General features: G+C 47.7%; 12 protein-coding genes. 9 read left to right on the forward strand and 3 right to left on the reverse strand.

Going from position 1 to position 14,897, the window contains the following annotated elements; genetic code table 11:
* Positions 1 to 51 precede the first annotated feature (51 nt).
* Positions 52 to 942, reverse strand: coding sequence for an AraC family transcriptional regulator (locus ASG89_RS16220; protein WP_057311739.1), 891 nt, complete (start codon positions 940 to 942; stop codon positions 52 to 54).
* Positions 943 to 1,064: 122 nt separating this feature from the next.
* Between ASG89_RS16220 and ASG89_RS16225 the strand changes: the two genes are divergently transcribed.
* The 3 genes from ASG89_RS16225 to ASG89_RS16235 all read left to right on the forward strand — a co-directional run bounded on the left by ASG89_RS16225 (position 1,065) and on the right by ASG89_RS16235 (position 3,859).
* Entirely contained in the window at positions 1,065 to 2,138 is a 1,074-nt protein-coding gene (locus tag ASG89_RS16225; RefSeq protein ID WP_057311740.1) for a Gfo/Idh/MocA family protein, read from the forward strand.
* A 67-nt stretch (positions 2,139 to 2,205) separates the two neighbouring features.
* Positions 2,206 to 3,042 (forward strand): sugar phosphate isomerase/epimerase family protein, encoded by an 837-nt coding sequence (locus tag ASG89_RS16230; protein ID WP_057311741.1) that lies wholly within the window; start codon positions 2,206 to 2,208, stop codon positions 3,040 to 3,042.
* Positions 3,043 to 3,562: 520 nt separating this feature from the next.
* Positions 3,563 to 3,859: a hypothetical protein gene (locus tag ASG89_RS16235; RefSeq protein ID WP_057311742.1), complete on the forward strand. Its 297-nt coding sequence runs from the start codon at positions 3,563 to 3,565 to the stop codon at positions 3,857 to 3,859.
* A 133-nt stretch (positions 3,860 to 3,992) separates the two neighbouring features.
* Here ASG89_RS16235 and ASG89_RS16240 read toward each other — a convergent pair whose 3' ends face one another.
* Positions 3,993 to 6,317 (reverse strand): response regulator transcription factor, encoded by a 2,325-nt coding sequence (locus ASG89_RS16240; protein ID WP_057311743.1) that lies wholly within the window; start codon positions 6,315 to 6,317, stop codon positions 3,993 to 3,995.
* A gap of 155 nt (positions 6,318 to 6,472) precedes the next feature.
* On the opposite strand from ASG89_RS16240, the gene ASG89_RS16245 reads away from it, so the two are divergent.
* A complete protein-coding gene (locus ASG89_RS16245) occupies positions 6,473 to 7,999 on the forward strand; it encodes an extracellular solute-binding protein (RefSeq protein ID WP_057311744.1) in 1,527 nt (508 codons plus the stop codon).
* A 75-nt stretch (positions 8,000 to 8,074) separates the two neighbouring features.
* Here the strand turns inward: ASG89_RS16245 and ASG89_RS36440 are convergent, their stop codons facing one another.
* Positions 8,075 to 8,230, reverse strand: coding sequence for a putative holin-like toxin (locus tag ASG89_RS36440; protein WP_157276679.1), 156 nt, complete (start codon positions 8,228 to 8,230; stop codon positions 8,075 to 8,077).
* Between the two features lie 293 nt (positions 8,231 to 8,523).
* Here ASG89_RS36440 and ASG89_RS16250 point away from each other — a divergent pair, with 293 nt between their 5' ends.
* The 5 genes from ASG89_RS16250 to ASG89_RS16270 all read left to right on the forward strand — a co-directional run bounded on the left by ASG89_RS16250 (position 8,524) and on the right by ASG89_RS16270 (position 14,740).
* On the forward strand, positions 8,524 to 10,059 hold the full coding sequence (locus ASG89_RS16250; protein ID WP_057311745.1) for an extracellular solute-binding protein: 1,536 nt from the start codon (positions 8,524 to 8,526) through the stop codon (positions 10,057 to 10,059).
* Positions 10,060 to 10,145: 86 nt separating this feature from the next.
* Entirely contained in the window at positions 10,146 to 11,096 is a 951-nt protein-coding gene (locus tag ASG89_RS16255) for an ABC transporter permease (protein ID WP_057311746.1), read from the forward strand.
* A 37-nt stretch (positions 11,097 to 11,133) separates the two neighbouring features.
* Entirely contained in the window at positions 11,134 to 12,009 is an 876-nt protein-coding gene (locus ASG89_RS16260) for a carbohydrate ABC transporter permease (protein WP_057311747.1), read from the forward strand.
* Between the two features lie 16 nt (positions 12,010 to 12,025).
* The gene (locus ASG89_RS16265; protein WP_235549791.1) at positions 12,026 to 13,198 is read left to right on the forward strand and encodes a hypothetical protein; all 1,173 of its coding nucleotides are present in this window, start codon (positions 12,026 to 12,028) and stop codon (positions 13,196 to 13,198) included.
* A 30-nt stretch (positions 13,199 to 13,228) separates the two neighbouring features.
* Complete coding sequence (locus tag ASG89_RS16270; RefSeq protein ID WP_057311748.1) at positions 13,229 to 14,740, forward strand: glycoside hydrolase family 28 protein; 1,512 nt, start codon at positions 13,229 to 13,231, stop codon at positions 14,738 to 14,740.
* The last annotated feature ends 157 nt before the right edge of the window (positions 14,741 to 14,897 follow it).

Here is a 14,897-nt window from a genome sequence, read left to right on the forward strand (position 1 = left end):
AAAGAACCCGCAATTCGCGTAGTGCGAAATGGCGGGTTCTTTGTTCAGCACCTACGTTACCGCACGCCCATGCTCAACTCGCCTATACTCCTTCGGCACAATGCCCTTACTCTCTCGGAATATCCGCGAAAAGGTTTTGTACGAGCCATAGCCAACTTCCAAAGCGATCTCCGTGACACTCATGTCGGTGGAGACCAGCAGGCTGCAAGCATGACGCAAGCGCAGATCGTGCAGGAAGTGTACGAAAGTTTGGCCTGTTGTTTGCTTAATCACTTCGCTGATACGCGACACGCTCATCGTGAAGCGAACTGCCAGATCGGACAACGCCAGATCCTCTTGATAATTCCGATGGATATAATGAATAATCGGCCATACGGCGTGGCTGGACCTTGAGGAGGATTTAGCCAAAGTCGCAGCTTCTTCCTCTTGGCCTGCGTTCTGGAAACGATGCCGATCGAAGCGGATCAGAATTTCCTTCAATTTGGCCTTCAGGAGGGTCTGCCTGTAACGCTCGTCGCCGTGATACTCTTTCGCCATCTCTTCGATGAGGTCGGACATCTTCGCTTGCTCAGCTCCTTCGAACTGTACAAAGGCAGGTAATCCATTCGAATCATTAAACAGATCAGAGAGACCTTGATCGTTCCCTGTCTCCATGAGCAGATCCATACTGAACATGCCGTTCAAGAGAACTAGCTTTTGACCCGGGTCTGTAAAAATCTCATGAACCTGATACGGCAGCACAAAGGTAAAAGTGCCAGGTGCCATCGGGTGTTTTACATCATTTATCGATTCTGCCCCGTGTCCTTCCACGACATACGAGAACTCAAGGTAATCATGGCGGTGTGCGCGAAAACCATGTTCCAATGTATTTCTACTAAGGTGAAACGGGAAGGGGGAGTGCATATTGGGGTACGTTTTCAGATAATCTGGAAAATACGTCATGATCAGTCAGGGCTCCTTCGAAAAAATGGGACGTTTTCCGAATATACGGTACGACTTCTTAGTGATCTTATTTTATCATAAAAGTAGAGTTAACAGCGTGTACTTATGAGGAGGAACGAACCGTGGAAAGCGTTAACAAAATTAGAATTGGGATTATTGGTGCAGGCAATATTGGCGGGGTTCATATTCGGGAGTTTTCAAAGCTATCGGAACTCTGTGAAATTACATCGATTACGGATGCGTACTTGCCTTTGGCTGAAGCGAAAGCACAAGAACATGGGATAGCCCATGTGGTAGCCACACCGGAGGAGTTAATCCAAAGCGCGAATGTTGACGCCGTCATTATTGGGGTGCCGAATCAATACCATGCTTCCCTTGCTGTACAAGCGATTAAAGCAGGCAAACATGTACTTATTGAGAAGCCAATGGGCATCAATGCCACAGCGGCTAAACAAATATATGAAGCAAGCAAAGCGTCGAATACGATTGTGATGATCGGTCACCAAATGCGCTGGGAATCCGTTCCTATGCAAATCAAAGAGCAAGTTGAAGCGGGCGAGCTAGGCAAAATTTATACGGCCAAAACGGGCTGGTTCCGTCGCAAAGGTATCCCAGGTTGGGGAACTTGGTTCACAAAAATGGATGAATCCGGTGGCGGTCCTTTGATCGATATCGGTGTTCATATGCTGGATCTTGCCCTTTATTTGATGGGGAATCCGAAACCTGTCTCTGTCGTTGGTGCAACGTATGCCGAATTCGGACCGCGCCGCAAAGGGATTGGCACATGGGGCAAACCGAATTGGAGCGGTACTTATGATGTAGAGGATTTGGCGACTGCGCTGATTCGTATGGAGGATGGCAGCACGCTGACGCTTGAAGTGAGCTGGGCGGTTCACATGGACACGGATAACACGCCTTTCGTGCATCTCATGGGCTCGGATGGCGGAGCCAGCTACAAGGGACCAACGGGTAAATTGTTAACAGAGAAATTCAACCGTGCGATCGAGACGGAATTGAAAAAGCCTGAGAATGATGAAGGTGAGCGCCAACGTCTTAGCCAGCATTTCTTAGCTTGTATTCGTGAAGGCAAACAGCCGATCACATCGGCGCTTTCTGGTTATACGAACAATTTGATTCTCGATGCGATTTATGAGTCTTCACGTACGGGCAGTGAAGTGAAGTTGAACTGGGATTAATTGAGAACAACTGCAAGAGCAGTAGAGAATAGCTAAAGAACTAGCAAACATTTGGAGGGATCATCCGATGCTTAGAGGATTAACGAGAGCAGGGCTTGGCAAGATCGAGAGCAATGAGCAGTTCATCGAGTTAGCGGCAAAATACGGCTTCCAAGCGGTCGATATCGACGCTTTGAGCCTTGTAGAAGCTCACACCGTAGCTGGTGCTCGTGAGTTATTAGAGAAAAATGGACTCGTCGTCGGGTCCATTGGTTTGCCCGTGGAATGGCGTTCCACGGAAGAGGTGTTCCGCGAGGGGCTGCCGAAGCTAGCCAAGGCCGCGGAAGCGGCTGCAGCGCTCGGTTGCACGAGCTGCTGCACGTATGTGCTGCCCTCGACAGACCTCGGGGCAGCGCACTTCATGGCGCTCGCGACGCGCAGATTGCGCACGTGCGCCCAAATCCTAGGCGCCTACGGAATCCGCCTAGGGCTGGAGTTCGTCGGTCCGCATCATCTGCGGACACGTTGGAAGCATCCGTTCATCTGGACAATAGATGAAACGTTGGATTGGATCGATGCGATTGGCGAGCGCAACGTGGGCTTGCTGTTTGACGCTTACCACTGGTACACCAATGGCGGCACTGTTGCCGACATTGAGAAGCTTCGCGTCGATCAGATCGTGCATGTGCACATCAACGATGCACCGGATGTGCCGGTTGAGGACGTGCTCGACAACGGACGTGTGTATCCGGGCGAGGGTGTTATTGATTTGGCAGGCTTCCTGCAAGGCCTGCACCGTATTGGCTACACCGGCGCTGTGGCGCAGGAGATTCTGACGGCGGAGCCGCCGATGGATTCTCCGGAGAGCTTGGCGGAGCGGTCCAAAGCCGGCTTCGACAAGGTGTATGCCGCGGCGGGGCTGTAGGTTGTGTGGTTGTGTGGAGAGCGAATCCTTTGGGATTCGCTCTTTGGTTTCTATGAGGAGGGATGGGCCAACAGCCCATCCCAACCGACCCCAACCCCAACCCTCACCTGTGCGATACAAAAGGGCCTTTTGGGCCCGAGTTAGGGTGGCTTAAGTGGACAACAAGTGTGAGAGAAATAACTGGATTTTCTCCCGCTAATTCGCGGGAAATTCACGTCTTTTGCCCTTTAACTGGATTTCCTCCAGTTATTTTCCTCCCTTATCCATCTTCACGCGGAAAAGCCGGAAATTAGCTGTAGGAAATCCATCTAATTGTAGATTCTCCTTGAATCCGCCGGAATTAGCTGTAGTTTTTCCAGCTAAATAGCGCCGAGGCCGGTCACAAAGCTACCTTCCGCGGCGATTCCCCCAACCCATACATCCCCTTCGACAAAAATTCCTACATTTCGTCCCTAAAGTGTGACAAACTTCTCATGGAAACTCGGGTACGATTTTAAAAAAGCGAAAAGGAGATAAGATCATGCAAATTAAGAATAAACAGGACATCAGCTTGATTTTGGACAACTTTTCAAACTTCGCAGAGTGGGACGCAGCAGGGAAGAAGCTTTACCTTGTTTTTGCAGATAAAAAACGTGGAGGTCAATGGACCTTAATGAGTTATGAAGATGAACGCTTCAGTGTGCATGGCGTTGGTAAAGACTACGAGGATGCAGAAGAATTATTCTTCGATGAGCGTAATCAGGTGCTCTCCTTCTTGTGGGACAACCGTGCTGCACTTAAAGCAGCGGTCGAATCGAGCCAAGTCGTTTCCGCTTAATCGCGTAGAAACGAAGATGATGTGGACAAGCCTCCCTGAGGCTGTCCTCCACCGGCAAGGTGAACAACAGCCTGCGAAACCACCAACAATCATGTGGTGGCTTCGCAGGCTGTTTGCTCGTTCGCCTTATTCCCTAAGTGCTAGGAGGCAAACCCTCCCTCTGCTTATCCCGGTACTGACCGGGCGTAAGCCCTTCCTGCTTGCGGAAGGAGCGGATGAAATTCTGCGAGTTGTTGTAGCGCAGCTTCGAGGAGATATCCTTGATCGGCATATCGGTCTCGGAGAGCCATTTTTTTGCCATATTGAAACGATAGTTCGATAAGTAATCACTGAAGGAGCAGTTCGTCTCTTTGCGGAAAATGCTGCTCAAGTAATTGGCATTGTAGTGCAAGCGAGAAGCGCACTCCTCGAGTGTCAGATCCGTGTCGTAATAATGCTGCACGAGATCGATAATTTTCTCGGAAATGTTGTGGTACTGCGCATCCTGGCGGTCGCGGTAAATACGGATCAGCGGATGGATGACCTCGGTCCAGAACCAGTCCTCAATCTCGGCGGTCGTGTGCAGGCCGAGCACTTCTTCGAACAAGGAGCCTTTGTTCGGATAAATTTGATTCAAGGCGATGCCAGACTCCTGCATCATCATCAGCAGGTTGTTGAGCAGCCGCGCCAGCGGGATTTGATACTCCTGCGGGGTGAGCTGCGCCGCAAAAACAGCATGCAGCAGCTGCTTCAACAGCTCGCGGGATTTATCTTTTTCGGCTAACTTAATGCTGTCGATGAGTTCGTTCTCAATAGGCTTTGGATAGTTCAAATTCAAGTAGTGCTTACCTGAGTTGATGTTCTCATATTGAATAATGATACCTTCGCCGAGCTTGATACGATGCTTGAGAGCCTCTAACCCTTCCTTATAGGCTAACGACATCTGGGTAAACGCATGAATCGGCAAGGAGATCCCGATCGAGATATGTAGCTTCAGGAAGTTATAAATATGCTGTTGAACCTGCTCGGTTAGGCCATATACCATCGTACGGAAGTCACTGTCGACGCTGTCCGAACTGCCGATCATGGTTACAATGGTTTGATCAATCAGGATCGGCGCTAAACGCTGCTCCGAAGGGATGAGCTCCTCCATCATGTTGTGTACGGCGAAGAGCAGCAGCTCCATGTCCTTTTTCTCATAGCGCGTATGGTCGATGGCGTCGATTTGGATGGTGATGACGGACATCGTCTTCCAAGATGCAACATGGTCGGTGTAGCCGAATTGCGTAAGCTTTTCTAACAGCTCAGTTGGCTTAATATGCCCCTGAAAAGCTTTGATAAGGAAGAAGGTCCGCACCTGTCCGATATGTTGATGGACTTCTTTTTCGAGCTGCGATTTCGATTGGAACAACGTATGCACATGCTCACTAATCACTTGAAACTCATTCGCTTTGCGTTTCTGATTCCCGCTCACCAAGCCTCCGATTTGATTCAGAAGAAGCTGGATCGGTGAGTACATTTTACGCGAAACCAGCCATGCGAGCACCAAAGCAAGCAGTAGCATCAGGGCGCAAACGTAGATGGTATAGGTTCCAATTTTGCTGGATTCCTTCGTTAAGCTGTCGATCGAGGTCAAGGATAAATAAGTCCAATTGTTCAAATTTGAACGCAGGTAGGTGACGGAATACGGTTTGTTGTGAATGCTGGCACGGAACTGCCCGCTCGCATCATCTTCAAGCCGTGTGAGGTCGGACAGCCCTGCGGCCGTGATGGATTTTCCGATTAAGCTCGGATCTCGATTCATCACAATGCGCTGCTGTTCATCCATGATAACAATGTCATCGGGATGTTCGTTATCACTTTGAATCATATCCTGCAAGGAGCACGCAGGGATATTGGCTAAAGCGAGACCGAATTTATCCAGTCCTGTGGTCGGCAGCTTTTTAACTAACGAAATACTGTACTCACAGGTGACACTTCGCGCATTTTCTTCGGTGTAAAACCACTCGGAAGGAGTTAGGGTCCAAGTGCTATTATCTTGCGCGTCCATCAGTGAGATCAATTTATCAGCAAACGGATAGTTGTCAAATTTGTAAAGCCCTGAATTTTTGATCATCCAATTTTGTTTGGCATTAATCAAGAGAACATCTTCAAGTCTCGTGTCAAAAGATTGCATATACCGAATTTCGCTTCGCAGATCATCGTACATCATGAAATCGGTTACAGTCAGCGGCATTTCCATGGCCTTTTTGAGAACAGTGGAATTGATGACCTGATTTAGTGTATGGTTGACAGTGGTTAATTTCTGCTCTACATTGGAATTGATTTGGGTGATTAACTGTAATTTGCCTTCGTTGACATTTTTTTGGATCTCGCTAGAGGACGTCACGAAAGCGAAAGCGCCGATAAAGATCACAGGCAGCGTACTAAGCAGGAAGCCGAATATCGTCATTTTGCTAAGAAAACTTAAAGAGCGCATCGCATCCAACACCTTATCTGTTCAAAGAATCATTCGTCAGACTATCTATGTATTGTAGTCAAGAGTGCGGTTCAGATCAATAATCATCTGCAAATGGGATAATCATTATCTCATATTTACTGCCCAAAACACAGCTGTTGCAAGGAGGAGCTAGCATGAGAAGTAGTTTGTTGGGCCATCTGTTCAAGTGGACAGGACGAATGGGTATAGCTCTAATTGTTATAATTGTTATGATGTTAATCAGTGCTTGTCAGAACGACAATAATCCAAAGGTAGGAGAGGATAAAGGCGCAAGGCCTGTTATTTCTATTATGGCACCTCTTCATTTTCCGCATCCGCCGATACCTGAGCTTGTCCAAGCGATAGAGGATCGGACGCAAACGAAACTGGAATTGAATTGGGTTCCTGACGGCATTTACACGGATAAAATGAATACAGCCCTTACCACGAACTCGTTGAAAAAGGCGACCTACGTAAAATATACGGACTACATGCTGATGAAAAATTCGATCCGTTCCGGCGCATTCTGGGATATTGGACCGTATTTGGCTGCGTATCCGAATTTGAAAAAGTTGAATAAAGAGATTTTGGGGCAGGCAGCAGTCGATGGCAAAATTTATGGCTTATACACTGAGCGCCCGTCTTCTCGGCAAGGCATTATTATTCGTGAGGATTGGCTGAATAACCTCAAGTTGAAAAAGCCAACCAATCTAGATGAACTATATGAAGTACTCAAAGCGTTCACTTTTGGCGATCCTGATCGTGATGGGAAGGACGATACCATTGGATTAACAGACCGCAATGATTTGGTGTTCGGTTCTTTTAAGACGATCTCCTCTTATTTCGGGACACCGAATAATTGGGGTGTTTCGGGTGGTAAGCTTATACCAGAGTTTGAAACGCAGCCCTATATCGAAGCTATGAATTTCATGAAGAAGCTCTATGATGAGAAGCTGATTAACTCGGATTTTGCCGTAACGAGCAAGGAAGTACAGCGGGATAAGCTGATTCGCGGCACGGCTGGCGTGTACATTGGCAGTATGCAGGATGTGCAGCGGTTGTCGGATGAGGCGCAGTTAGTGAATCCAGAGGCAAGACTGACGTTGGTGAATCATATTGAAGGGCCGCAAGGGTTTCATATTTGGTCCATTCCTAACTATAGTGCGTTATATCTCTTCTCGAAAAAGGCGATACGGACCGAGGCGGAATTGAAGATGATGCTGCAGTTTTTTGATCGGACGATGGATAAGGATGTCGCCAATCTCATGAAGTACGGTCTAGAGGGACGGCATTATACAGTCAAAAATGGGCAAATCCAGCTCTCCGAAGAGACATCGAAGATTCGTGTCAATGAAGTCAACGCGTTGTATGCGCTGATGATCGCAGATCTGAACAACCCGAATGTTATTCCTGTTGTGGAAAGTGAATCTTTGTCCCAACTGGCCGATACGCTTAGCTTGGATAATGAGAAATATGTCGTCAAGGATCCGACATTAGGTATTGAGTCGAAAACCTACGACGAGCGTGGCGTCGAGCTGTACAAAATCATCTCCGATGCGACGTACAATTATATCCTGGGCAAGCTGGACAAAGCGGCTTTTCAGCAAGAAATCGAGCGTTGGAAGCGCGGCGGCGGGAATCAGATGATAACGGAGTATAATGAGGCATATGGGAAGAAGTAAGTTGCACGTATAAAACAGGCGTGATAAGATTATAAATAAGAAAAGAGACGTGCGGCTAACACGTCTCCTGCACAATCATTTGGCGGGCAACCTCCAAGGTAGTTGCAAGGTGTAACCCACTGAATAGGCCTTCAACCTGAGTGGGTTCTTTCGTTTTTCGATATAAGTCAGAAGCGCCAGTATAAACGTACCGAACGCGAGCATAACGATTATCGTCTGGAAAGTTTCCATGGCATCAACCTCCTTTCCGGAGGTAGCCGCACACAAGTTGAGATTGTACCAATTAAATATATCATACGAAGTCTACCGACAGGTAGGCTTTTTCTTTTGTTCTATTGGGTCTAAAGACTCAACCCCGCGGCCTTACAGGGCCTCCTCGATAATCATCTCCCAGCCCGATAATCATCATCTCACATCCCGCGCCAGACGGGGGTTATATGAGTAAATGATTGTTTCGGTACCCACCGCGAACCGTGTAATGTGTGAGTTGTAGCACACAACATTTTCACGGAGGTCAAACCGATATGAAGAGAAATTTAGTTACGATTCCACTAAGCGTACTACTCGTTTCCAGCTTTGCTTTGGCAGCATGCGGAGATAAAGAAACGCCTGCATCAACAACAGCAGCAACGACAACAGCATCTACAGCAGCGACACCGAAACCGACAGACAATACACCGACAGCGATTACAATCATGGCACCACTCAATACGGCACAAACACCACCAGATACCATTATTAAAGAACTTGAAAAGCTAACGAACACGAAGCTGACCTATCAATTCTTCCCGGCAGACACGTATGAAGAGAAGTTGAATACGACGTTCGCAACGGGTGCCCTTCCACAAGCAACGTATTTGAAAAATCAAGCAACATTCATTCAAATGAAATCTGCAATCCGTGATGGTCAGTTCTGGGAGATCGGCCCTTTATTGAAAGACTTCCCGAACCTTAGCAAATTGAAATCCACAACGAATGACAATACGAAGGTGGATGGCAAGTTGTACTCCTTGTACCGCGGCGTAGACATTGCTCGTCAAGGTCTCATCTACCGTAAAGACTGGGCAGACAAGTTGGGTCTGAAACCCCCTGCTAATTTAGACGAATTGTTCGCAATGGCGAAAGCATTTACGGAGAACGACCCTGACGGAAATGGCAAGAAAGACACCATCGGTCTTACAGATCGTAACGATCTGATCTATGGCGCATTTAAAACAGTAGCAGCTTGGCAGGGGACACCGAATAACTGGGGCACGAAGGACGGTAAGCTAGCTCCGGAATTCATGTTCCCACAATATGTAGCGACGATGGATTATTTCAAAAAAATGCGTGATGGCGGCTACATTAACAAAGATTTCGCAGCGACAAGTAAAACAGATCAACAAAAACTGTTCACAAGCGGAACAGCAGGTATGTACATCGGAGCGATGACGGACGTTTCCACGTTGAACAAAGACTTGGTTAAGAATGTACCGACAGCCGCAGTTGATGTGCACAGTATGGTAGCTGGACCTGACGGCAAATTCGCAGCATGGGCACTACCTGGTTATGCCAACGTTGTTCTATTCCCGAAATCCGCGAACAAAACGGAAGCTGATCTTCGTAAAGTGCTGGCTTACTTTGACAAAATGATGACACCAGAGGTAGCTAACATGGCGAACTGGGGCATTAAAGATGTGAACTACAGCGTGACGGATAACAAAGCGAAGAAGTTGGATGAAGAAAAATGGACACGTGAAGTGAAACCATTCACAGACGCAGCGATTGGTGATGAAGATACGTCTGGCAGATTCTTGGGTATTCCAACGATCCCAGCACAAGGTAAAGCAGATGAATTGAAAATTGCGAACCTGAAGTTCGCTGTTCAAGATCCAGTAGCTGCGCTAGATTCCAAAACAAACCTTGAAAAAGGTGTCCAACTGCAAGCGGTTATCGTAGATGCAACGAACAAATACATTTACGGAACGCTTGATAAAGCTGGCTTTGATAAAGCGATTGAAGATTGGAAAAGTCGTGGCGGCAGCAAAATCATCGAAGAATTCAACGCAGCTAAAAAGTAATCCAGTACCAAGGGTATGACTAGTCAAGGCGAGAGGGCTGCTTGCACCGCGGCAGTCTTCTCCTTTTAAGGAAAGGAAGAAGTCCTATGCAAGAAGTGAATGTTTCGCAACAGGTTATCGCTAGGAAGTCGAGCAGTGAACTAAGCAGACGTCTTTGGAAAAATAAATGGATATATGTCATGTTGCTGCCGGGGATTTTGTACTTTATCGTGTTCAAATACATCCCGATGTATGGACTCATTATTTCCTTTCAGAACTACAAGCCCTTCAAAGGGATTAGCGGGAGTGAATGGGTTGGTTTCGAGCATTTTCAGCGCTTGTTTACAGAGCCGGACTTTTTAAATATTCTGAGTAATACGTTAATCTTGTTTGTTATGAATCTCTTGTTTTATTTCCCGATTCCGATTATTTTGGCGCTTATGCTGAATGAGGTCCGAGGAGATTTATTTAAAAAAGTGTTTCAAACCATTGTTTACTTGCCCCACTTTATGTCTTGGGTTATTATCGTCTCTATTTCCTTTGTTATGTTGACCATGGACGGCGGAGTTATTAATGAGTTGATTTCGTATTTCGGCTTGGAAAAGGTGAATTTCTTACTGGCTCCGGAATGGTTCAGACCGATTTATATTCTGCAAGTCATTTGGCGTGAAGCAGGTTGGGGAACGATCATTTATTTGGCGGCGATTGCATCCATTGATCCTGGATTGTATGAAGCTGCGCGTATGGATGGTGCAGGACGCCTTAGACAAGTGTGGCACATTACGTTGCCCGCGATCCGAAGTGTCATCATTGTTTTATTAATTTTGAAAATTGGTGCGGTTCTCGAGCTCGGTTTCGAACATGTGTACTTGCTTCTAAATTCCATGAACCGAGAAGTTGCTGAGATCATTGATACTTATGTATATACAGCAGGCTTGAAACAAGGGCAATTCAGCTACAGCGCAGCGATCGGTTTGTTCAAATCATTTATTGGACTTGTTCTGGTCATGATTGTGAACCGGATTGCGAAGAAAATGGGCGAAGAAGGCGTTTACTAAGCTAGGGTGAGCGTTAAGCAGCTAGGAGGTTGAAGTCGTGGTAGAAGATAAAACATTAGCCGGCAGGATGTTCGGTATCATCAACTATTTGTTATTAACCATTATCGGATTAATTACGATTATTCCATTCGTGCACGTGGTGGCAGGTTCCTTCACGACGAGTGCGGAAATGGCGGCGAAGAAATTCGTCCTCATTCCGACGGATTGGAGTATCGAGGCATACCGTTTTATATTTTCGACGAATACGATATTTAAAGCTATGGCCGTCTCGATCGGGACGACATTTATCGGCACGGTGATCAGTATGTTCATTACAGCGTTGATGGCATACGGGTTGGCCCGCAAAGATGTGGATGGGCGCAAAGTGATTATGTTCCTCGTTGTGTTCACCATGTTGTTCCACGGCGGGTTAATTCCAACGTTCCTCGTCGTGAAGGAGCTTGGTATGATCGACACCTACGCGGCGTTGATTCTACCTACAGCGATCAGTGCATTTAACTTAATTATTCTGAAAAACTTCTTCCAGAACATTCCTGAAGGACTGGAGGAGTCGGCGAAAATTGATGGCTGCAGCGACTTCGGTATCTTGTTCCGTATCGTACTGCCATTGTCGATGCCTGCAATTGCAACGATCTCGTTGTTCTACGCGGTAACTTATTGGAACACGTATATGAGCGCGATTCTCTATATTAATGAAAGTGCCAAATGGCCGATTCAGGTTTTGCTTCGCCAAATTGTCGTCCTGGCCAGCGGTATGGACGTAAGTTCAGACTTGGACAGCGTAGCACCACCACCGGCGCAGTCGATCAAAATGGCTGTTATCGTCGTAGCGACCCTTCCGATTCTGTTGGTGTATCCGTTCTTGCAGAAGCATTTTGCTAAGGGTGCGATGATTGGTTCTATTAAGGGGTAATCTGTGATTGGACAGGATGCCACAACATATTAGCGGGGAAATGCGCATGACAGATAATGAGGAATATCAGATACAAGATCAAAGTGTAGAGATTCGCAAACTGTTAGCTGAAATGGATCAATTGTTTGATGATTTTGGGGCGTGGCTTGGTGGGCAAAAGGATGCGGAAAGCGGCGGGTTCTATTACGCCGCAAGCTCCAGGCGGATGCTAGGCGGCGCACCAGACATTGAATCCACGGCGCAAGCATTGAACATTTTGGAACGCTGCGGTTGGTTGGCAGAAGTGTCTGCCGAAATGAAAGACGGATGCATCCGTTTCTTCCAAAGCAGGCAGGAAGCATCGTCAGGCTACTTCTATGACGAGAATCCGCTGATGCGTGAAGATGAAGTGATGGTTGCCCGCGCCATCTCCTATAGCTTGAATGCGTTGCGTAAGCTTGGCGGGCAGCCGCTTCATGCACTGCCTTACGAGGCCCAGCAAGCGCCATCGTATATGTCTTCACCGGAGGACTATCTCACATGGCTGAAGTCGGTTGAGCTAACGAACAGCTGGCGAGGCTGTGATCGTCTTTCCACCTCAAGCGTGTATGTGAAGCAAGTAGAGACGGCGAGTCGCAGAGCTGAGTTTGCCCAAACGGCATTCGATTTCTTCGCCAATAATCAGGATCCTTTGACCGGTTTATGGGGAGAAGGGTCCTATTATGTGCGGATCTCGGGCACGTTCAAGCTGCACATTTTCTATGACCATTTTGGCATGACGCTGCCGAGAGAGGAACGGATTTACCAAAGTATCCTCTATGCCCTAAGGCATGAGGAAGCAGTTGATATGTGCTATATTCGTAATCCGATTCACCTATTGTCGTATATGAAGCTATCCATTTCGCCAGAAGATTTGCGAGAAATCATTGCGATTACATTGGCGAATATGAAGCGTCTGCTTCGTGCAGATGGGGGCTTCTCTCGCGAGTTGGCCCACTCGCCATCAGCGCCTAACGTGGCGCAGGTGAAGGAAGGTGAATATTACCCTGGCATGCCGAAGGCTGTCCATATTGGGGGAGGCGAAGTGGAAGGCGATATGAACGCGGGCACTCAGGCTCTGTTAATTCGTTCGGTCTGCTATCAGCTAGCTGGCCAGAAGGCACCACCCTTGACCAATGGTCCAATGTTCATCGGAATGAAAAGAAATTGAAGCGATTAAATTTATTATTTGGAGCGACCTATGGCGATTATTAACATAACAACATTCGGCGCTGTCGGAGACGGCGTAACGGATAACACGCAGGCAATCGCGGCAGCGATCGAGGCTTGCTCCCTACAAGGCGGCGGAACGGTATACATCCCAGCTGGGACGTATCTCACGGGTAGGATTGAGCTGCGCAGTTACATGACGTTGGAGCTTGAAACGGGCTCAAAGCTGATGTTTAGCAGCGAGTTCGACAAGTATCCGCTAGTAGAGACACGCTGGTCAGGCTATGAATGCTACGGGTACTCCCCGCTCATTTATGGGAGAGGCTTGCAGAAGGTGTCTATCAAAGGTGATGGCATCATCGATGGTCAAGGCAGTGCTTGGTGGCAAGCGTATCGTGAAATTCGCAAAGGCGGCACGGTGGCCACCGCGCAAACACATGAGCTTAAGGTGAAGAATCAGGCTTTGCTGGAAACCGTGAAGAGCAATATCGTGGAGTGGTCCTCCCAATTTCTAAGGCCGCCGCTGCTGCAATTGATTGATTGTGAAGGGGTTAGACTTGAAGGCGTAACCTTGCAGAACTCCCCTTTTTGGAATACACATTTGGTCTATTGCACGGATGTTCAGCTTCACGGGGTTTCGATTAAGAACCCGAATGATACGCCTAATGGCGATGGACTGGATATCGACTCTTGTCAAAATGTCCGTATTTCCGATTGCTTCTTCGATGTTGGCGACGATTGCTTATGCATTAAATCTGGCATCGATGAAGATGGCCGACGGGTGGGCAAGCCTTCCGAGAATATCGTGATCACCAACTGTACGATGTTGAGAGGACATGGCGGTGTCGTGCTCGGCAGTGAGATGGCTGGCGGTATTCGGAATGTGGTTATTTCCAATTGTATTTTCACAGGCACCGATCGCGGCATACGGATGAAAACAAACCGCGCTCGCGGTGGGTATATTAAGAATGTTTTGGTCAGCAATATTTATATGGAAGATGTATTCTGTCCGTTAACGATTAATTCGTTTTATCGGCACGGGGTTGACGAAAGCGACCCGTTGATCAGCAGTCCAGATGCCGTTCCAGTCACGGAATGCACACCTGTGATCGAACACATTCGGATCCATCAAGTAACCGCAAAGCGGACTCGTGCAGCCGCTGGCTTCCTCTACGGATTGCCGGAAATGCCGATTCGTGACGTACAGCTGTCACATGTGCACATCGAGATGACGACAGATCCGTCTGAGACGGGAGATGAACCTGACATGGTCAGGGAGCAAATCATCATGGCTGGCGACGGTATGTTATGCAAGCATGTAGCGGATTTGGAGCTTCATCATGTGCGTATCGAAACGCGTCAGGGGCCTGCTCTTAGATTGGAAGATGCGCGTGGCGTCGATGTTCATTCACTTACGATGAAGGGGAAACACATTGCAACGCCAGTTGTACGTGTTGCTCGTTCGGAAGATGTGTTCTTCTCGGGAAGGCATTCGTCGGAGCCGGACTATGTAGAAGAAATGAAAGAGACGGTTCGCTCGTGAGCGTGGCGGTAGAGATGAAGGGTGCCTGACGGCGTCCTTCTACCCGCGTTATTGCAGTAGGAAGTACTGAGTCTGTTATATTTTTTGACTAATAAAGTAAGCGCATTCAATGAACTGTAATCCATTAATTACAATAACAATGTATATGGAGGAATGT

Origin of the sequence: Paenibacillus sp. Soil766 (assembly GCF_001428105.1) — a bacterium.
Classification (GTDB): domain Bacteria; phylum Bacillota; class Bacilli; order Paenibacillales; family NBRC-103111; genus Paenibacillus_E.